This window comes from Solwaraspora sp. WMMB762 (assembly GCF_049179115.1).
GTDB lineage: Bacteria > Actinomycetota > Actinomycetes > Mycobacteriales > Micromonosporaceae > Micromonospora_E.
Genome location: NZ_JBMHMD010000001.1, coordinates 6,509,219 through 6,526,929, shown reverse-complemented (window position 1 = coordinate 6,526,929; position 17,711 = coordinate 6,509,219). Strand labels below are relative to the sequence as shown.

The 17,711-nt window shown below is 71.5% G+C and carries 17 protein-coding genes; 9 read left to right on the top strand and 8 right to left on the bottom strand.

Annotated features, from left to right (window positions below; translation table 11 throughout):
- Positions 1-30: 30 nt before the first annotated feature.
- The 4 genes from ACN27J_RS29340 to ACN27J_RS29325 form a co-directional block, all read right to left on the bottom strand.
- Positions 31-1,440, bottom strand: a complete 1,410-nt coding sequence (locus ACN27J_RS29340) for a chitinase (RefSeq protein WP_421371201.1) — start codon at positions 1,438-1,440, stop codon at positions 31-33.
- Between the two features lie 103 nt (positions 1,441-1,543).
- Positions 1,544-2,041 (bottom strand): DinB family protein, encoded by a 498-nt coding sequence (locus ACN27J_RS29335; RefSeq protein ID WP_421371199.1) that lies wholly within the window; start codon positions 2,039-2,041, stop codon positions 1,544-1,546.
- Positions 2,042-2,125: 84 nt separating this feature from the next.
- The gene (locus ACN27J_RS29330) at positions 2,126-3,343 is read right to left on the bottom strand and encodes a hypothetical protein (protein ID WP_421371197.1); all 1,218 of its coding nucleotides are present in this window, start codon (positions 3,341-3,343) and stop codon (positions 2,126-2,128) included.
- A gap of 262 nt (positions 3,344-3,605) precedes the next feature.
- Entirely contained in the window at positions 3,606-4,217 is a 612-nt protein-coding gene (locus ACN27J_RS29325; RefSeq protein ID WP_421371196.1) for a TetR/AcrR family transcriptional regulator, read from the bottom strand.
- Positions 4,218-4,305: 88 nt separating this feature from the next.
- Between ACN27J_RS29325 and ACN27J_RS29320 the strand changes: the two genes are divergently transcribed.
- Positions 4,306-5,436 carry an aldo/keto reductase gene (locus ACN27J_RS29320; protein ID WP_421371195.1) on the top strand — a complete coding sequence of 377 codons (1,131 nt, stop codon included), beginning with the start codon at positions 4,306-4,308 and terminating at the stop codon, positions 5,434-5,436.
- On the opposite strand, the gene ACN27J_RS29315 is transcribed toward ACN27J_RS29320, so the two are convergent.
- Positions 5,411-6,829, bottom strand: coding sequence for a carbohydrate-binding protein (locus ACN27J_RS29315; RefSeq protein WP_421371193.1), 1,419 nt, complete (start codon positions 6,827-6,829; stop codon positions 5,411-5,413). The two genes, ACN27J_RS29320 and ACN27J_RS29315, sit on opposite strands and share 26 nt — an antisense overlap.
- Positions 6,830-7,259: 430 nt before the next feature.
- Between ACN27J_RS29315 and ACN27J_RS29310 the strand changes: the two genes are divergently transcribed.
- From ACN27J_RS29310 to ACN27J_RS29295, 4 genes are all read left to right on the top strand, one after another.
- The gene (locus ACN27J_RS29310; protein ID WP_421371192.1) at positions 7,260-8,048 is read left to right on the top strand and encodes a hypothetical protein; all 789 of its coding nucleotides are present in this window, start codon (positions 7,260-7,262) and stop codon (positions 8,046-8,048) included.
- A 147-nt stretch (positions 8,049-8,195) separates the two neighbouring features.
- Positions 8,196-9,476, top strand: coding sequence for a carboxylate-amine ligase (locus ACN27J_RS29305; protein WP_421371190.1), 1,281 nt, complete (start codon positions 8,196-8,198; stop codon positions 9,474-9,476).
- 1 nt (position 9,477) lies between these two features.
- A complete protein-coding gene (locus ACN27J_RS29300) occupies positions 9,478-10,857 on the top strand; it encodes an FAD-dependent oxidoreductase (RefSeq protein ID WP_278167394.1) in 1,380 nt (459 codons plus the stop codon).
- A gap of 64 nt (positions 10,858-10,921) precedes the next feature.
- Positions 10,922-11,566 carry a DUF1707 SHOCT-like domain-containing protein gene (locus ACN27J_RS29295; RefSeq protein WP_421371189.1) on the top strand — a complete coding sequence of 215 codons (645 nt, stop codon included), beginning with the start codon at positions 10,922-10,924 and terminating at the stop codon, positions 11,564-11,566.
- A 10-nt stretch (positions 11,567-11,576) separates the two neighbouring features.
- Here the strand turns inward: ACN27J_RS29295 and ACN27J_RS29290 are convergent, their stop codons facing one another.
- Positions 11,577-12,461: an Fpg/Nei family DNA glycosylase gene (locus tag ACN27J_RS29290; RefSeq protein ID WP_421371187.1), complete on the bottom strand. Its 885-nt coding sequence runs from the start codon at positions 12,459-12,461 to the stop codon at positions 11,577-11,579.
- Positions 12,462-12,573: 112 nt separating this feature from the next.
- Here ACN27J_RS29290 and ACN27J_RS29285 point away from each other — a divergent pair, with 112 nt between their 5' ends.
- On the top strand, positions 12,574-13,338 hold the full coding sequence (locus tag ACN27J_RS29285; protein ID WP_421371185.1) for an MBL fold metallo-hydrolase: 765 nt from the start codon (positions 12,574-12,576) through the stop codon (positions 13,336-13,338).
- Here ACN27J_RS29285 and ACN27J_RS29280 read toward each other — a convergent pair.
- Positions 13,300-13,815, bottom strand: a complete 516-nt coding sequence (locus ACN27J_RS29280; RefSeq protein WP_421371184.1) for a MarR family winged helix-turn-helix transcriptional regulator — start codon at positions 13,813-13,815, stop codon at positions 13,300-13,302. The genes ACN27J_RS29285 and ACN27J_RS29280 overlap by 39 nt on opposite strands.
- A gap of 168 nt (positions 13,816-13,983) precedes the next feature.
- Here ACN27J_RS29280 and ACN27J_RS29275 point away from each other — a divergent pair, with 168 nt between their 5' ends.
- The 3 genes from ACN27J_RS29275 to rocD all read left to right on the top strand — a co-directional run bounded on the left by ACN27J_RS29275 (position 13,984) and on the right by rocD (position 16,960).
- On the top strand, positions 13,984-14,622 hold the full coding sequence (locus ACN27J_RS29275; RefSeq protein ID WP_421371182.1) for a hypothetical protein: 639 nt from the start codon (positions 13,984-13,986) through the stop codon (positions 14,620-14,622).
- A 314-nt stretch (positions 14,623-14,936) separates the two neighbouring features.
- Positions 14,937-15,746, top strand: a complete 810-nt coding sequence (ddaH, locus tag ACN27J_RS29270; protein WP_278174382.1) for a dimethylargininase — start codon at positions 14,937-14,939, stop codon at positions 15,744-15,746.
- Positions 15,743-16,960: an ornithine--oxo-acid transaminase gene (rocD, locus tag ACN27J_RS29265; protein WP_421372576.1), complete on the top strand. Its 1,218-nt coding sequence runs from the start codon at positions 15,743-15,745 to the stop codon at positions 16,958-16,960. The genes ddaH and rocD overlap by 4 nt, the downstream gene beginning before the upstream one ends.
- A gap of 90 nt (positions 16,961-17,050) precedes the next feature.
- Here the strand turns inward: rocD and ACN27J_RS29260 are convergent, their stop codons facing one another.
- Positions 17,051-17,689 carry a hypothetical protein gene (locus tag ACN27J_RS29260; RefSeq protein ID WP_421371180.1) on the bottom strand — a complete coding sequence of 213 codons (639 nt, stop codon included), beginning with the start codon at positions 17,687-17,689 and terminating at the stop codon, positions 17,051-17,053.
- Between the last annotated feature and the right edge of the window lie 22 nt (positions 17,690-17,711).

The following is a 17,711-nucleotide window of genomic DNA, read 5'->3' as shown; positions in this document are numbered from 1 at the left end:
GGCCACCCGCGCGGGTGGCCGGGCCGCTGGTCAGGGCAGCGTCGCCAGATGCGGCTTGACGGTACGGGCGAACCCGTTGCCGTTGGTCACGTCCCAGTTGATCGACCAGGTCATCGCACCCCGGATGCCGGGGTAGGTGCGCGGCGGCCGGAAACTGCCGCAGCTGGTGCCCCGGGCCAGGCAGTCGAGTGCCTGGTTGACCATCGTCGGGGCGACGATCCCGCCGCCGGCCGCTCCCGGGCCGGCGGGCAGGCCGAGGGCCACCTGGTCAGGGCGCAGGCCCGCTTCCAGTTGCAGGCAGGCCAGTGCGGTCATGAAGTTGATTGTGCCCTGGCTGTAGGCGAACGCCTGGTCGCAGCCGAGCATCGACCCCGAGTTGTAGAACTGGGTGTGCACCACGGTCAGGATGTCGCGGATGTCCAGCGCCAGTTTGAAGTACGACACCGACGGTGACTGCATGTCGATAGTCTGCGGTGCCATCGTGATGATCAGCCCCGGCCCGGTCCGGCTGCGCAGCGCGCGCATGGCCTGCGCCATGTAGGTCGGGTTGAGCCCGTTCTCCAGGTCGATGTCGACACCGTCGAAGCCGTACTCCTGGATCAGCCGGTGCAGGCTGTCGGCGAGCGCCGTGGCGGACGCGGGATCGTTGACCGCGACCCGGCCGGTCTCCCCGCCGATCGAGATGATCACCTTCTTGCCGCGCTGGTGCAGGGTGGCTACGTCGGCCTTGAACTGTGCGTCGGTGTAGCCGCCGAGTGCGGCCGACAGACCCGGGTCGATGCCGAAGCTGACCGCGCCGGGGGTGCTGGTGGCCTCGGCGAAGGCGACCGCGATCAGGTCGTACTCGGCCGGCACGTCGCGTAGCCGCAGCTCGACGGCCGGGTTGTCGAAGTTGTGCCAGTACCCGGTGAGAAAGTGCTCCGGCAGCCCGTCGTCGGTCGGCGGCGCCGTGGTGGGGGGTGGGGTCGTGGGCGGGGGCGCGGTGGTGGGCGGAGCCGTCGTCGGGGGCGCCGTGGTGGGCGGGGCGGTGGTCGGCGGCGGCTGCTGGCCGCCGCAGGGCGCACCGTTGAGGGTGCAGTTGGTCGGGCTGCCCGGTCCGCTGCCGAGGAACCCGAACGAGACCGACGCGCCCGGCGCGAGGTGACCGTTCCAGCTGCGGTTGGTGAAGGTGAACCGCTGCCCGGAGACGTTGAGCAGGGCGTCCCAGTAGGTGCCGACCGTGGTACCGGCCGGCAGGTCGAAGGCGACGGTCCAGGCGGTGATGGCGGTGGCGCCACCGTTGGCGATGGTGACCTTGGCCTCCCAACCACTGCCCCAGTCGGAGGTCTTCACGAAGGTCGCGGTAGGACCGGCGGCCAGGGCCGGGCCGGCCGCCCAGATCACCCCTGCGGCGGCGAGGACCGCAGCCAGCACCGGGGCGACTATCCGTACGGGTTTCATCGACATCCCTCCCTCGAAGCACCAGTGCGGCAATTATTAAGACTCTTAACAGTTTTGTAAACACCCTGGCAAGGGATGGAGGGCGGAGGCCGGTGGGCGCGTACTACTCGTCGGCGAGCTGCTCGCGGAGGATGTCCGCGTGCCCACAGTGCTGGGCGAGCTCGCGCAGCACGTGCAGGTACACCCAGCGCAGCGGAAGCGGACCTCGCCGGTTGCCGTGCAGAATGTCATCCAACTCCAGGGACGACGCCGCCCGGCGGGACGCTTCGCAGGCTTCGCGGTGGGCGCGTTGGACACTGGCGATCGTGTCGTCGGCATTGAGGACGAACGACTCGTCCGCCGTCGCGGGCAGCCCGAGCTCCGTACGCGGCCGGCACGTCACGGCCTCGTCGAACCAGACCTTCTCGACGAAGGTCGCGTGCTTCACCAGACCCAGCAGCGTGGTCCGGGAGGCGACCAACGATCGGCGGGCCTGCTCCTCGGTCAACCCGTCCAGACAGCGGTTGAGTGCGCCGCGGTGCTCGTCGAGGAACGCCTCGAACTGAGCGCGCAGCGGTTGGGTGACGACCTGGTCGGCGAACGTCGGCGGGTAGGAAGGCATGCCCTAAGCATCCCAGCCGATCGGGCGTACGGGGCGCGAGGCCGGCCCCGTGGCAGCGGGTGCCACGGGGCCGGCGGGGTTGGGTCAGCGGGCGGTGCCGCGGTAACGCAGTTCGATGGGTGTGCCCGGGTACTCGACGGTGCCGGCGAAGTCGCGGTCCGCCCGGAAGGTAATGTTGGCGTCACCCTGCGGGCCGGTCCAGGCCAGGGTCGTGTCGGCCGGGATGGTCCGGTCGTCGACGATGACCCGGCGGTTGCTGATCATCGCGGTCAGGTCGGTGTCCGCGGTCCACGGCAGTGGGGAGAGCCGGTACTCGGTCGCGAAGACCGCTGCGTCGTCGCAGATCATCGGGGTGGACGCCGCGAGGGTGCCCCGGTAGCCGACCCCACCCTCACCCGGGAACCGGGCACTGCCGGTGAACATTCCGTTCTCGCCGAAGGTGATGTCGGCATTGCCATTCGGGCCGGCCCAGGTCAGCCGCGTACCCACAGGGACGGTCTCGCCGTCGATGATGGTTTTCCGGTTGTCCAGCAACAGGTGCAGATCGGCGTCGCCGTGCCACGGATTGGAACTGCTACCCCAGTGGATCTCGGTGTCGAACACCGCCACGTCACAGACCGCCTTGCGGCTGCCTCGGTAGCCCACTCCGCCTTCACCCGGGAACCGGGCACTGCCGGTGAACATTCCGTTCTCGCCGAAGGTGATGTCGGCATTGCCGTTCGGGCCGGTCCAGGTCAACTGCGTGCCTGCGGAAGCCGACTCGGCGTCCACGATGGTCCGCCGGTTCTTCACCATGATCGTCGTCTCGGCGTCGCCGTGCCACGGGTTGGAACTGCTGCCCCAGTGAATCTCAGCGGCGTAGGTCGCCGGCTCGTCGCAGGCCACCGGGGTGGACGCCGCGAGGGTGCCCCGGTAGCCGACCCCACCCTCACCCGGGAACCGGGCACTGCCGGTGAACGTGCCGTCCGCACCGAAGGTGATGTCGGCATTGCCGTCCGGGCCGGCCCAGGTCAGCCGCGTACCCGCAGGGACGGTCTCGCCGTCGATGATGGTTTTCCGGTTGTCCAGCAACAGGTGCAGATCGGCGTCGCCGTGCCACGGATTGGAACTGCTACCCCAGTGGATCTCGGTGTCGAACACTGCCGCCATGCCGCAGCCGGGCAGCGGTGCGGCGTGCGCGGCGCCGGCGCCGAGGCCGGCGCCGAGCAGGCAGCCGGCGAACGACGCGGCCAGCAGCGCGGTGGCACGGCTCCGACGGTGGACGGCGCCTGCGGCCGAACGTCCGATGGCAGTCTTGGTCATGATTCTGTTCTCCTCGAAGATTGATGGTCTCTTCCGTCGTGGAATTAGATCCAGCATGGATGCCTATTTGCGGCGGCACTCCGCGAAACCATGATGAATTTCTGAGGGAACCCTGAGCAAAAGATACGCGAAATTGGTGGCACCCAGCCAGGAGAAAATATCTGTCAATTCGACGACTCCGTCGATGTCGCACTTACGACCCCGAGCGTCGGGCTGTTGACAGTTGGCGTGTCACGCCTATTTCGGTTGCGCCGACCTGTTTCTAGTCGAGACCGCCGGCAGGCGCGTAGACGCCGGCGCGGGCGGCTGCCGCTGCCGCTTCGGCGGCCCGGTCTGCCGTGGCCTCGTCGACCGGGTCTCCGCTGACGAGCAGGCGGTAGTACAGCGGCGCCGAGACGGCGCGGATGACCTCGGCGGCGTCCGTGCCCTGAGGCAGTTCCGCCCGCCGTACGGCCTGCTCGACGCAGGGTGCCCACTCGGCGATGCGGACGGCGTAGAAGCGGTGTAGCGCCTCGGCGGCGCGGGGGTCGCAGGTCGCGGCGACGATGACCGCCCGGAAGAGGGCACCCTGCCGCGGATCGACCAGGGTGCGCTGCACGAGCCGGGCGTTGGCCCGCAGGTCCTCGATCAGCGAACCGGTGTCGGCCCGCGGCAGCGACTGCTCCGCCATGTCGGTCAGCAGGTCGGCGACGAGGCCGGTGACCGTGCCCCAGCGGCGGTAGACCGTGGTCTTGCCCACCTCGGCGCGGCGCGCCACGTCGGCGAGGTCGAGACGGTCGAAGCCGTGCTCGACGAGCGCGTCACCGGCGGCGCGGAGCACGGCGGCGCGGACCCGGGCGGTCCGTCCGCCGGGTCGGATCGCACCGACGGTCATAACGGGTCTCCAGTTTCCTTAGCTGCGGCTGGTTGCTAATCTAGCGGACACTAACGGCACTGCAGTTCCTTTAATGGAGGTCAACAGCGTGGAGTACCGACGACTCGGAGCATCCGGGCTCACCGTGCCCGCCCTCAGCTTCGGAGCCGGCACCTTCGGCGGCTCCGGACCGCTCTTCGGTGCCTGGGGCAACACGGACGCCCGCGAGGCACGACGCCTCGTGGACATCTGCCTCGACGCCGGAGTGACCATGTTCGACACCGCGGACGTGTACTCCGACGGCGCGTCCGAACAGGTGCTGGGGCAAGCGATCAAGGGCCGACGCGACACAGTCCTGCTCTCGACCAAGAGTGGACTGCCGACCGGCGACGGACCGAACGACGCCGGAACCTCACACACGCGGCTGATCCGGTCGGTCGACGCGGCGCTGCGCCGACTCGGCACCGACCACATCGATCTGTTCCAGCTGCACGCCTTCGACGCCGCGACACCCGTCGAAGAGGTCGTCGCGACCCTCGACGACCTGGTACGCGACGGGAAGATCCGCTATCTCGGCGTCTCCAACTTCGCCGGCTGGCAGCTGATGAAGTCCCTCGCCGCAGCCGACCGGGACCACCGCCGCCGGTACGTGGCACACCAGGTCTACTACTCACTCGTCGGTCGGGACTACGAGTGGGAACTCCTGCCCCTGGGCCTCGACCAGGGCGTCGGAGCCGTCGTGTGGAGCCCGCTCGGCTGGGGACGGCTCACCGGTCGGATCCGCCGCGACACACCACCACCGCCCACCAGCCGGCTGCACGCGACCGCCACCTACGGTCCACCGGTCGACGACGAGTACCTGTTCCGCGTCGTGGACGTGCTCGAGGAGCTGTCCCGCGAGACCGGCCGGGCGGTGCCGCAGATCGCGGTCAACTGGCTGCTGCAACGACCCACCGTGGCCACCGTCATCATCGGCGCCCGCAACGAGGAGCAGCTCCGGCAGAACATCGGCGCTGTCGGCTGGTCGCTCACCCCCGAACAGACGGCCCGGCTCGACCACGCCAGCAGCCGTACCGCCCCTTACCCGTACTTTCCTTACCAGCGGCAGGAAGGCTTCGCCAGGCTGAACCCTTCGCCGCTCGCGCGCATCGCGGGCCAGGGGAGCCCGGCTCGCCCCACCGAAGCGGGTCGACCGGCCGGGCTCCCCGTCGGGGTCAGCGGCGGAAGTGGAACCAGTTGACGTTGACGAAGTCGTTCGGCTGGCCGCTGCTGAAGGTCAGGTAGACCGTCTGCCGGCCGGTCACCCCGGAGACGTTGCCGGGCACCGTACGCCAGGACTGCCAGCCGCCGGTGTCACCGACGGCGAAGCTGCCGATCGGCGCGGCGGTGGGACTGCCGATGCGGACCTGGACCAGGCCGCTGACCCCGGCGCCGGCGCCGGAGGCGACCCTGGCGACGAAGTCACGCGGCGGCGTCGATCCGAAGTCGACGTTGTCGTAGCGAGCCCAGTCTCCGTTGGACAGCCAGCCGATGTTCTGACCGCCCTCACTGCACGCCTCGGTCCCGACCCCGTTCTGTGCGTTGAACGCCTCGGCCTGGATCGCGGCGTACGCGTTCACCCCACCGCCGGGCGGCGGCGTGGTCGGCGGCGGTGGCGTGGTGGGCGGCGGGTTCGACCCGCCGCGGGTGTAGACCGCGACGTAGTCGACCAGCATCGGTACGCCGGAGACGGTGTTCGCGGTCGGCGTGGTGGAGCCGGCGACCCCGTTCGGGAAGGCACCGCCCATCGCGACGTTGAGCAGGATGAAGTAGCCGGCGTGGGTGGTCATGTTGGACCAGTGCGGCTCGGGAATCTGCCCCTGGGTGACCGTGTGGTAGTGCTGCCCGTCGACGTACCAGCGCAGTTGCTGCGGGCTGGCGCTGGCGTCCCACTCGAAGCGGTAGGTGTGGAACGCCGACTGGCAGGAGGCGCCGGGGCAGGCCCGGGATCCGCCGATGCCGTTGAACTCGTCGCACGGTCCGCCCGGGGCGACGCCGCAGTGCAGTACGCCCCACACGTTGTTCAGTCCGTTGACGTTCTCCATCACGTCGAACTCGCCGATCGCCGGCCAGTTCTGGTAGTTGCCCCGGTACGGCGAGCCGAGCGCCCAGAACGCCGGCCAGTAGCCGGAGGCGGCGGCCCCGGTCACGTTCGGCACCTGGATCCGGCCTTCGATCGCCATCACGCCACCGGACGGCGGCTTGAAGTTGCTGCGTACCGTCTCGATCCGGGCCGAGGTCCAGTTGCCGGCGCCGTCGCGGATCGGGGTGATCCGCAGGTTGCCGTTGCCGTCGTGCCGGACGTTGGCGGTGCTGTTGGTGTAGGTCTGGATCTCGCCGGTGCCCCACTGCGGCGGGCCGCCGGGGTAGCTGGTGCCGGTGTCGATGATCCAGTTGGCCGACGAGGGCAGGGTGTTTGCGGCGCCGGTGAAGTCGTCGCTCCAGACCAGGTCCCAGCCGCTGGGGGTGGGCGGGATCGCGGCGTTGGCGTGCGCGGTGACCGAGGTGACGACGGCGGTCGCGGTGAGCGCGGCTGCGGCGGCGACGATCCGGGTACGGATGCGGCGACGAGGGCGTCGCGGGGGTGAGTTCATCACTGGCCTCTCTGCTGGGGGTGTGGGCCGGTCACGGCCTGCTGCTGGGGGGTGGCCGGTCGCCGATTCTTGGTCCGGGTCAGGGCAGATGCCGTCGGCCGGCTGAGAGCGTTCTCTCCGGTGCGGTTGCCGATCTTCGGTCTTGGGACATCAGGACTGATGGGGACGGTTGGGGATCGCTCGACTCAACTGGGAGAGCGCTCTCAGGAGTTGTACGTCTCCAGGCCGAACTTGTCAACCGATGTCGATGTCACAGCCGGAGTGGAGACTGGCTCTGAACCCATCCGGCAGCCTCGGCGCGGGCGGCGACCGGACCACCGGCACCCTTGGAGACACCGTCCGGCCAGGCCGGACAGCTCGTAAAGTCAGGTAAATCCCTGCATAGCAGTGGATAAGGAGACAGGGTGCGCGTGTCGCATGGAGGAGTCCGGTGAACGGCTGGTTCGAGCAGACCATCGTCTCGACCGGCCGGCTGCCGCTGTTCTGTTTCTTCGTCGGCGTCGTCCTCGGCTTCGCGTTCATCCGCTTCTCGGTCCGGATGATCCGGGCCCAGGTGCGCTGGTGGCCCGGCAACGTCACCCGGGGCGACCTGCACATCCACCACGTCGTCTTCGGGGTGGTCTTCATGCTGGTCGCCGGGGTCGCCGGGCTGGCGATCCCGGTGGAGACGACCTTGTGGCGAGCGGTGGCAGCCGCGCTGTTCGGCGTTGGCGCGGCACTGGTGCTCGACGAGTTCGCGCTGCTGCTGCATCTGAGCGACGTCTACTGGTCGGAACGCGGCCGCACCTCGATCGACGCGGTTTTCGTGGCGGTCGCCGTCTCCGGGCTGCTGCTGCTCGGCCTGCGACCGCTGGGGGCCAACGAATTCCTCACCGGCGAGACCGACCCGGCACAGTTCGCCGGCGCCGCGCTCATCGTGATCAACCTGGTGCTGGCAGCGATCACCCTGCTCAAGGGCAAGATCTGGACCGGGCTGCTGGGACTGTTCCTGCCGGTCCTGCTGATCGTCGGCGCGCTACGGCTGGCCCGGCCGCACGCGCCCTGGGCACGCTGGTTCTACCGGGGCGAGAGCCGCTGGGCCGAGTGGCGGCGAGCCAGGTCCGCCGACCGCGAGCGCCGCTACCGGCAACCGATCATCCTGGCCAAGATCCGGGTCCAGGAGTTGATCGCCGGTCGGCACGACCTGCCGCTGCCCCGGCCACCCCGGCGCGAACGCTGAGCCGACCGCCCACCCGCGAACCCTGAGCCGACCGCCCACCCGCGAACGCTGAACCGACCGCCCACCCGCGAACCCTGAGCCGACCGGCGCGGCCGGCGGCACCGCAAAGCCGTACCGCCGGGTCGTCCGAAGGCGCAGGATGGCCCGATGACCAGCAGTACTGTCGCCGCCGCGCCGGCCCGGCACCGGCCCGACGCGCTGACCGTCGGTGTGGAGGAGGAGTTCCTGCTCGTCGACCGCCGGTCGGGTGCCGCCGCACCGGCGGTCGCGGCGGTGCTCGCCGAGATCCCGCCGGAGCTGCGCGGGCAGGTGCAGCGGGAGTTCCAGACCAGCCAGATCGAAATCGGCAGTCCACCCGGCCTGGACCTACGGGCGCTGCGGCGTACTCTCGGGACGCTGCGCGCCGGGGTCGCCGACGCCGCCGAGCGGGCCGGTGTCCGGCTGATCGCCGTCGGCACCGCACCGGTCGCCGGACCGCAGCCCGACGTGGTCGACGACCCACGCTTCCACCGGATCGTCGAACGGTACGGGATGCTGCTGCCCGGCCCGGGCACCAACGGGCTGCACGTGCACGTCGCGGTCCCGGACCAGCAGGTCGGCGTACAGGTGCTCAACCACCTCCGCCCGTGGCTGCCGGTGCTGCAGGCGGCGACCGCCAACTCGCCGTTCTTCCACGGCGTCGACACCGGGTACGCCAGTTGGCGGTCGGTGATGTGGCAGCGTTGGCCGGCGGTTGCCCCGGCCCCACGGTTACGCTCGTACGAGCACTACCGGTCGCTGGTCGACGACTTGACCACCGCCGGTCTCATCCTGGACGAAGGGATGCTCCACTGGTACGCCCGACTGTCGGCGCACTACCCCACCGTCGAGGTCCGCATCGGCGACGTCTGCCCGAGCCTGGACGACACGATCCTGCTCGCCGCGCTGGTCCGCGGTCTGGTCGGCACCGCGCTCACCGCGGTGGAACAGGACCGGCCACCGGTCGACGTGGAGCATCATGTACTGGTCGCCGCCCATTGGCGGGCCGCGCACGACGGGCTGGAGGGGCAGGCCGTGGACCTGACCACCGGGGCACCCACGTTGCGTCCCGGCTGGCATCTGCTGCGCCGGCTGGTCGACACCGTCCGCCCCGAGCTCGACCGGCACGGCGACGTCGCGCTGGTGAACTCGCTGCTGGGCCGGCTGCGGGCACGGGGCACCGGGGCGGCCCGGCAGCGGGCCGTACACGCCGGCAGCGGCGACCTGGGCGCCGTGGTGGACTACCTGGCCACGCAGACCCGCAGCCGGTCGATCATCCCGGCACCGCCGCACGTGACCGATCCCCCGCCGGCCGCCGATCCCCCTGCCGGGCCGGCCGCCGATCCCCCCGCCGGACCGACCGCCGGACCGCTGACCTGGTCCGACCGGACCCGACTGGAGAAGATGTGAAATGGCGCAACGGATGGTGGTGATCGGTGGTGACGCGGCCGGCATGTCGGCCGCGTCCCAGGCCCGGCAGCTGCGTGGCCCCGACGAGCTGAGCATCGTCGCGTTCGAGCGGGGCCGGTTCACCTCGTACTCGGCCTGCGGAATCCCGTACTGGATCTCCGGCCTGGTCGACGACCCGCAGGAGCTGATCGTCCGCGACCCGGAGACGTTCCGCCGCGACCACCACATCGACGTCCGCATCCGGCACGAGGTCACCCGGATCGACCTGGCCGCGCGGGAGGTGGTGGCCACGTCGTTCGGCGACGGCGGGCGGGAGGTCCGCGAGCCGTTCGACACCCTGGTGTACGCCACCGGAGCGGCGCCGGCGCAGCCGCCGTGGGCGGGCAACGCCGCCGCCGGCGTGTTCGGGGTGCAGACCCTCGACGACGGCGCGGCGCTGCGGGACTGGCTCGACCAGGAACCGGCGCCGCGCCGGGCGGTGGTGGTCGGCGGCGGGTACATCGGGGTGGAGATGGCCGAGGCGTTGATCCGGCGCGGGCTGGCGGTGACCCTGGTGGAGCGCAGCCCGCAACCGATGTCCACCGTCGACCCGGACATGGGAGCGCTGGTCCGCTCGGCGCTGGTCGCGCTCGGCATCGACGTACGTACCGGCGTGTCAGTCACCGGCCTGCACGAACGCGACGGGCGGGTCTGCGAGGTGCTCACCGACGACGGCGCGGTGCCGGCCGACGTCGTGGTGCTGGGTCTGGGCGTACGGCCGAACACCGGGCTCGCCGAGCAGGCCGGCCTGCCGATCGGCGTCACCGGCGGCGTCCGTACCGATCTGCAGATGCGGGTGGTCGGGGTGCCCGACGTGTGGGCGGCCGGCGACTGCGTCGAGACCTTCCACCGGGTAAGCGGCCAGCCGGTGCACATCCCGCTGGGCACCCACGCCAACAAGCAGGGCCGGGTGGCCGGGATCAACATCGGCGGCAGCTACGCCACCTTCCCCGGGGTGATCGGCACCGCGATCACCAAGGTCTGTGACCTGGAGGTGGCCCGCACCGGGCTGCTCGAACGCGAGGCGGCGAAAGCCGGGTACGCCTATGTGAGCGCAACCGTGGAGTCGAACAACCGGGCCGGCTACTTCCCCGGCGCCGCCCCGATGACGATAAAACTGATCGCCGAGCAGCACACCGGGCAGTTGCTGGGTGGGCAGATCGTCGGCACCTCGGAGGCGGCGAAGCGGATCGACGTGCTGTCCGTCGCGGTGTGGAACCGGATGTCGGTGGCCGAGATGACCGCCCTCGACCTGGGCTACGCCCCGCCGTACTCGCCGGTCTGGGATCCGGTGCTGGTCGCCGCCCGGCGGGCCAACGACGCCGTCGCCGAGACCCCGTGAGCCGGCGCCGGCCCGGACCGGGCGGGTGGCCGTTGCCGTTGGGCGTGGCCGTTAGGCTTGGCGGGTGGACCCGGCGACCCATCCCAGCGGCGATCACCTGCGCGTCTCCGACGCCGAGCGGGAGCAGGTGGTGGAGCTGCTCGGCCAGGCGACCGCGGAAGGCCGGCTGACCCTCGACGAGTACGCCGACCGGGCCACCGAGGCGCACCAGGCCAAGACCCGGGGTGAGCTGGCCCGGCTCACCGCCGACCTGCCCACCGAGTCGTCGGGTGGGTTGCCGGCCGCCGCCGGGCCGGGAGCGCTGGCGGCGCGCGGTCCGGCTTTTCCGGCGGTGCCGGGCGGCGGCGCGACGCCGCCCGCCCCGGTGGAGCGGATGGTGGCGATCTTCGGTGACGAGGTGCGCAAGGGACACTGGCTGGTGCCGGACCGGGTGGAGGCGCGGGCGGTCTTCGGCGACTGCAAGATCGAGTTGCAGGACGCCCAGATCCAGCATCAGGTGACCACTATCGAGGCGACTGCCATCTTCGGCTCGGTCACCGTGTACGTGCCGGAGGGGGTCGACGTCCGGTTGACCGGCACGGCGGTGTTCGGCGACAAGAAGTCGAAGCTGACCGCGCCGCCCCGGCCCGGCGCCCCGATCATCCAGGTGGGCTGCAACGTGATCTTCGGTTCGGTCGTGGTGCGGCCGCCGAAGCGCAAGTGGTGGTGACGGCGGCGGGTCAGCCCTGTTGGCAGGTCGGGCACCAGTAGCTGTTCCGGGCGGCCAGCACACCGGCGGCCACGGTGGCGCCGCAGCACAGGCAGGGTTGGCCGGCGCGCCGGTAGACGTACACCTCGCCACCGTGCCGGTCGTTGCGCGGCGCCCGGCCCATCGCCTCCGGCAGGTGCTCGTCGCGTACGGTGTCGATCCGGCCCCGGCGCACCCCGATCCGCATCAGGGTGACCAGGTCGGCCCAGATCCGCTGCCACTGGTCGGCGGTCAGCCGCCGGCCCGGCGTGGTCGGCGCGATCCCGGCCCGGAACAGCACCTCGGTGGCGTAGACCAGGCCGACCCCGGCGACGATCGTCTGGTCGAGCAGCAACGCACCGAGTGGCCGGGCGCTGCGCCGGATCCGTCCGCCGGCGGTGTCCGGGTCGGCGTCGTCGCGCAGCGGGTCGGCGCCGAGCCGGTCGCGCAGGGCGTCGGCCTCCGCCTCGGTGAGCAGTTCGCAGGCGGCCGGTCCGCGCAGGTCCAGCCAGTGCCGGCGGTCCGTTGCGTCGGCTGTCGCGGTCGGCCCGTCGGCGGGCGATCCGTCGGCTGTCGCTGCCGGCCTGCCGACCAGCCGCAGCCGGATCTGCCCGACCGGTGCGGGCGGCTGTCCCGGCCCGTCGGCGACGGTGCCGTAGAGGCCCAGGTGCACGTGCAGGATGCCGCCGCCCGGACCGCCCTGGTAGTGGTGCAGCAGGTGTTTGCCGTACGCCTCGGTTGCGGCGAGGGTGGCGCCGGTGAGCCGGGCGGCGCCGGCGGTGAACCGACCCTGCGGGCTGGTCGCGACGACCTGTGCTCCGCCGAGTACGGCGCGGTGGTGGGCGGCCAGCCGGTGGATGGTGTGGCCTTCGGGCATGGCAGCAGAGCCTATCGGCCGCAGCCGGGTTGACCATGATCGGATCGGCTGATTGTATGTTGGCCAACTGTTGATGTGCTGATGATTGTCTACTCATTCGTTCGGAGGTCCCGTGCCCCCCACCACCGTGCTGCCGATCCCCGTCACCGGCAAGCGGAGCGTGAACGCCTATCTCCTGCTCGGCCGCCGACCGGTGGTCGTCGACGCCGGAATGCCCGGCAGCGCGGGAAAGATCCACACCGGTCTGATCCGCCACGGGGTGGACCCCTCCGAGGTAGCGCTGATCGTGCTCACCCACGGGCACACCGACCACTTCGGCTCCGCCGCCCGACTGCACCAGCTGACCGGGGCACCGGTCGCCGGGCACGTCGCCGACCTGGCCCAGTACCGGGCCGGCGCGAGCCGGCGGCCGTATCTGCCGACCGGACCGACCGGGCGGCTGATCATGCGTACCGGGGTGCTCGACCGACCGGTCCGGCCGGTCGAGCCCGACCTGTTGATCGACGGCGAACTGCGGCTCGACGACTACGGCGTGGCCGGCCGGATAGTGCCCACCCCGGGCCACACCGCCGGTTCGATCTCAGTGCTGACCGACGACGGCGACCTCGTCGCCGGAGACCTGGTCGCCAGCTCGATGCTGGGCCTGCTCGGCAGCCGGCCGGCCAACCCGCCGTTCCACGATGACCCGGTCGGCAACCTCGCCAGCCTGCGGCGGATGCTGGCCCTCGGCCCGGCGACGCTGCACGTCGGGCACGGCGGCCCGCTCGACCCGCGCCGGGTCGCCCGCTGGGCGGCAAGGGAGGAGAAGCGGCTCAGCCGGTTGGCCGGGCGCGGCCGACTAACCCGTCGTCGGGCCGGCGTCGGCACCGATCAGTAGCTTGCCGATCAGGCCGACCAACTGGTTCCGCTCGTCGGCGGTGAGGCGCTCGAAGAACCGGGTCTCGAGGGTCGCCGCGTCGGCCGAGATCGTCGCGAGGGCCGCCCGACCGGCCGGGCTGATGGTGACGATGTACGCCCGTCGATTGGTCGGGTTGCGCTGCCGGGTGACCAGACCGGCGCGTTCCAACGCGTCGACCGTGCCGACCATCGTAGTCCGGTCGGTCCGTAGCCCGTCGCTGAGCTCCTGCTGGGAACGGGGACCGGTGGCGTCGAGCATGCCCAGCACCAGGAACTGGGTGAGGTTACGGCCGGTACGCGCGGCGGCGGCCTCACCGATGCGGGTCGCCGCAGCCCCGGCGCGGCAGAGACCGACGATGTGCCGTTGCCACAGCAGCTGACGGAAGTAGTCCGTGAGCTCCGGCGGATCGTCGGGACCGCGCGTTCCATGATCCGCTTCCGGTCCTGCTGGCCTCACCGTCACCGCTACACCCGCCCATGATCGGAACCTGACGGTCCGAGGGTATCGCCACCCGCTTGACCGAGACTGGTGTGGCGGACCGGACATCCGGGTACTGCAAGCCGACAACCGCCGGAGCCCCGTCCAGTCGCGGGGCCGCCCGGCGTACCGATAAGGAGGTCTGTCATGGTCAGGATTCCCTCGCTGTCCCGGCGCACGGAGCCGACGAGGCCGGCGGACGAGCCGTCACCGACCGGCGGTACCACCGCGACCGCGACCGGCACGGCCGACGCCGCAGAGGCCGACAGGACGCGTGCCGACAGGACGCGTGCCGACACGACGCGTGCCGACACGACCCGGGCCGACACGACCCGGGCCGGCACGCGGGCCGGGGTCACCGACCCGGCCACCCGGCCGACGCCGCCGGGACCGCGCCCCGAGCCGCCCACCCGGGAGGGCAGCGACCCCCGGCCGGCTCCCCCGCCGGCACCGGCCGGTCCCCGGCCCCGGGCCAGCCTGCTGGCCACGGTCAGCCTGATCACCGGGGTCACCGGCGCGCTGTTCGTGCTGTCCGGACCGCTGGCACCGTACGGCATCGCGATCGGGGTGATCGCCCTCGCCACCGGCCTCGGCGGGATCTCGGCGACGGCCCGCCGGCACATCGCCGGCCGGACCGAGGCGCTGATGGGCATCGTCCTCGCCCTCGGGACGATGATCATCGGAAGCTTGGCGCTGACCGGCGCGCTGAGCTGGTTGACCACCGAGACCGACATGGTGCAGCAGGTACGGCAGTGGCTTGATTCACAGTTTGTCGGAATCTTCTGACGGGCAATGGTGACGTCGGGACGGTGGTTCACCGCCCGCAGGGCCCTGGCAGCGGTGGTTCACCGCAAGAGGGCCGACCGGACCGGTGGTTCACCGGGCACCGCATCTTCGGGGGGCGACGGCGTGGTCGCCCCCCGAAAGCATGTGTACGCAAGAAAACGCACGTCGCACCCGGCGATGACGCAACGATTCGCCGCCACAAGCAACTCCTGACAATGGTTTCTGCGGGTCCCAGCCCTTAGCGTGGAGAACAAGCGCCAGCCCACGGCCACCGCCGAGGCGCGCCTTCGACCCCAGGAGCCAGTCGCATGACGATGCACGCCACCCACCGGCAGTACCTGATGTGCCGGCCGACGTACTTCGCCGTGGAATACGCGATCAACCCGTGGATGGACCCGGCCCGCCCCGTCGACCGGGAGCTGGCGATCGCGCAATGGGACCAGCTACGCCGGACGTACCTGGAACTGGGCCACACGGTCGACGAGATCGAGCCGCTGCCCGGCCTGCCCGACATGGTGTTCGCCGCCAACGGCGCCACCGTCATCGACGGTCGGGCGCTGGCCGTGCAGTTCCGCGAGCCGCAACGGGCCGACGAGGCACCCGCCTACCGCGACTGGCTGGAGCAGGCCGGCTTCCCGGTGCACGAGGCCAAACACGTCAACGAAGGCGAAGGCGACTTCCTGGTGGTCGGCGACTACCTGCTGGCCGGCACCGGGTTCCGCACCTCGCACGCCGCGCACGCCCACGCCCAGGAGGTGTTCGGCCGTCCGGTGGTCACCCTGCAACTGGTCGACCCGTGCTTCTACCACCTGGACACGGCACTCGCCGTGATCGACGAGCGGACCATCGCGTACCTGCCGGAGGCGTTCTCCCCCGGCAGCCAGGCGGTGCTGCGCCGGCTGTTCCCGGACGCCGTCACGGCCAGCCTGGCCGACGCCGCCGCGTTCGGTCTCAACGCGGTCAGCGACGGCCGGCACGTGGTGCTGCCGGTACAGGCCGACGGGCTGGCGGCGGCGCTGCGCGAACGCGGCTACCACCCGATCGGGGTCGACCTGTCCGAGCTGCGCAAGGCCGGCGGCGGCCCGAAATGCTGCACCCTGGAGCTGAGGGGGTCGAGCCGATGATCGTCGACGGGATGCTGCGGACACCGAGGGCGGTACGGGACGCGGAACGTTGGACCGCGCACAACTACCACCCGCTACCGGTGGTGATCAGCGAGGCCGCCGGTGCCTGGGTCACCGACGTCGACGGCCGGCGCTATCTCGACTGCCTGGCCGGCTACTCGGCGCTCAACTTCGGCCACCGGCATCCGACCCTGACCGCCGCCGCGCACGCTCAGCTGGACCGGCTCACCCTGACCAGCCGGGCGTTCGGCCACGACCGGTTCGCCGACTTCTGCCGGGAGCTGGCCGAGCTGTGCGGCAAGGACATGGTGCTGCCGATGAACACCGGCGCCGAGGCGGTGGAGACCGCGATCAAGGTGGCCCGCAAGTGGGGCTACCAGGTCAAGGGCGTACCGGACGGTCGGGCCACCATCGTCGTGGCCGACGGCAACTTCCACGGCCGGACCACGACCATCGTCAGCTTCTCCACCGACGCCGAGGCCCGCGCCGACTTCGGGCCGTACACCCCGGGGTTCACCATCGTGCCGTACGGCGACCTCGCCGCGCTGGCCGACGCGATCGACGAGACCTGCGTCGCGGTGCTGCTGGAGCCGATCCAGGGCGAGCAGGGCGTGGTGGTGCCGCCGGACGGCTACCTGACCGGGGTACGGGACCTGTGCACCCGCAACGACGTGCTGCTGCTAGCCGACGAGATCCAGTCCGGGCTGGGCCGCACCGGGGCGACGTTCGCCTGCGACCACGAGGGCGTGGTGCCGGACATGTACATCCTGGGCAAGGCGCTCGGCGGCGGCATCGTGCCGGTGTCCGCGGTGGTCGCCGACCGGCCGGTGCTCGGGGTGCTGCGCCCCGGCGAGCACGGCTCGACGTTCGGCGGCAACGCCCTCGCCTGCGCGGTCGCCATCGAGGTGGTCCGGCTGCTGGCCACCGGCGAGTACCAGCGGCGCTCGGCCCAGCTGGGGGCCCGACTGCACGCCGGGCTCGACGCGCTGCGCGCCGACGGCCGACTGCTCGCCGTCCGCGGTCGCGGGCTGTGGGCCGGGCTGGACCTGGACCCACGGCGGATGACCGGTCGGCAGGCCTGCGAACGGCTCGCCGAACGGGGCGTACTGGCCAAGGACACCCACGGTGCGACGATCCGGCTGGCCCCGCCGCTGGTCGTCGACGACACCGACGTGGACTTCGCCATCGAACAGCTTTCCCACGTGCTGCGCTGAGCACACCGGCCGGCCGGGGGGCGATGCGCCGCCCGGCCGGAAGCCGGTCGTCCAGCGGCACGGTCAGGGTCGGGTCAAATTCCGGGTCAGTCAGTGGAACACGATGGCCCGGCCGCAGGAGATGCTCGCCCGGCACGCCTCGTGCAGGGTGAGCCACGCCTGCGTCTCGGCGGAAAAGTCGGTGCCGTCGGGCACCGCGAACAGCCGGGCCGCCTCGGTGTCCGGCAGCTCCCCGGCCGGGTCCAGCCGGACGCCGATCGCCGGGGCGCAGCGCCGCAACTCGGCGAGCAGACCCTGACCCGACCCGACGATGCCGCCGCCGGCCACCCCGGCCTCGGCCGGCAGGAACACCGGGTCGCCGAAATCGGCCGGCACGTAGTAGCCGGCGGTGTCGGAGTGGCACAGCAGGTGCGACTCCAGCATCGACGCCTGATCGTCGATCAGCTCCCGGTCCGCGATCAGCCCACTCGCGTCGGTGATCGGGGTGACCGGCCGGTCCAGATCCACCAGGGCCAGCACCCGGCGCAGCTGGTGCAGCCAGCTGGTCGGCAGGCTACGCAGGTGCGGCCGGGTCGACGGCACCGCCGCGACGTACTGCTCCTGCCAGCTGACGCCCTCGGCGGCCAGCGCGGCGCTCAACTGGTCGAGGGCGGCGCGGCTACGCGCCGCCCCCTCGTCGTCAATGCCGGACAGTGCCGTGGTGATCCCGACCGTTACCGCAAGACTCATGCGGGGCAGGGTAGCCGGGTTG

What these genes read in the sequence shown, in the direction of transcription:
- ACN27J_RS29335 (WP_421371199.1), bottom strand. Translation starts at nt 2,041, where the DNA reads ATGCCTTCCTACCCGCCGACGTTCGCCGACCAGGTCGTCACCCAACCG.
- ACN27J_RS29315 (WP_421371193.1), bottom strand. Translation starts at nt 6,829, where the DNA reads ATGAACTCACCCCCGCGACGCCCTCGTCGCCGCATCCGTACCCGGATC.
- ACN27J_RS29330 (WP_421371197.1), bottom strand. Translation starts at nt 3,343, where the DNA reads ATGACCAAGACTGCCATCGGACGTTCGGCCGCAGGCGCCGTCCACCGT.
- ACN27J_RS29300 (WP_278167394.1), top strand. Translation starts at nt 9,478, where the DNA reads ATGGCGCAACGGATGGTGGTGATCGGTGGTGACGCGGCCGGCATGTCG.
- rocD (WP_421372576.1), top strand. Translation starts at nt 15,743, where the DNA reads ATGATCGTCGACGGGATGCTGCGGACACCGAGGGCGGTACGGGACGCG.
- ACN27J_RS29260 (WP_421371180.1), bottom strand. Translation starts at nt 17,689, where the DNA reads ATGAGTCTTGCGGTAACGGTCGGGATCACCACGGCACTGTCCGGCATT.
- ddaH (WP_278174382.1), top strand. Translation starts at nt 14,937, where the DNA reads ATGCACGCCACCCACCGGCAGTACCTGATGTGCCGGCCGACGTACTTC.
- ACN27J_RS29325 (WP_421371196.1), bottom strand. Translation starts at nt 4,217, where the DNA reads ATGACCGTCGGTGCGATCCGACCCGGCGGACGGACCGCCCGGGTCCGC.
- ACN27J_RS29275 (WP_421371182.1), top strand. Translation starts at nt 13,984, where the DNA reads ATGGTCAGGATTCCCTCGCTGTCCCGGCGCACGGAGCCGACGAGGCCG.
- ACN27J_RS29290 (WP_421371187.1), bottom strand. Translation starts at nt 12,461, where the DNA reads ATGCCCGAAGGCCACACCATCCACCGGCTGGCCGCCCACCACCGCGCC.
- ACN27J_RS29305 (WP_421371190.1), top strand. Translation starts at nt 8,196, where the DNA reads ATGACCAGCAGTACTGTCGCCGCCGCGCCGGCCCGGCACCGGCCCGAC.
- ACN27J_RS29340 (WP_421371201.1), bottom strand. Translation starts at nt 1,440, where the DNA reads ATGAAACCCGTACGGATAGTCGCCCCGGTGCTGGCTGCGGTCCTCGCC.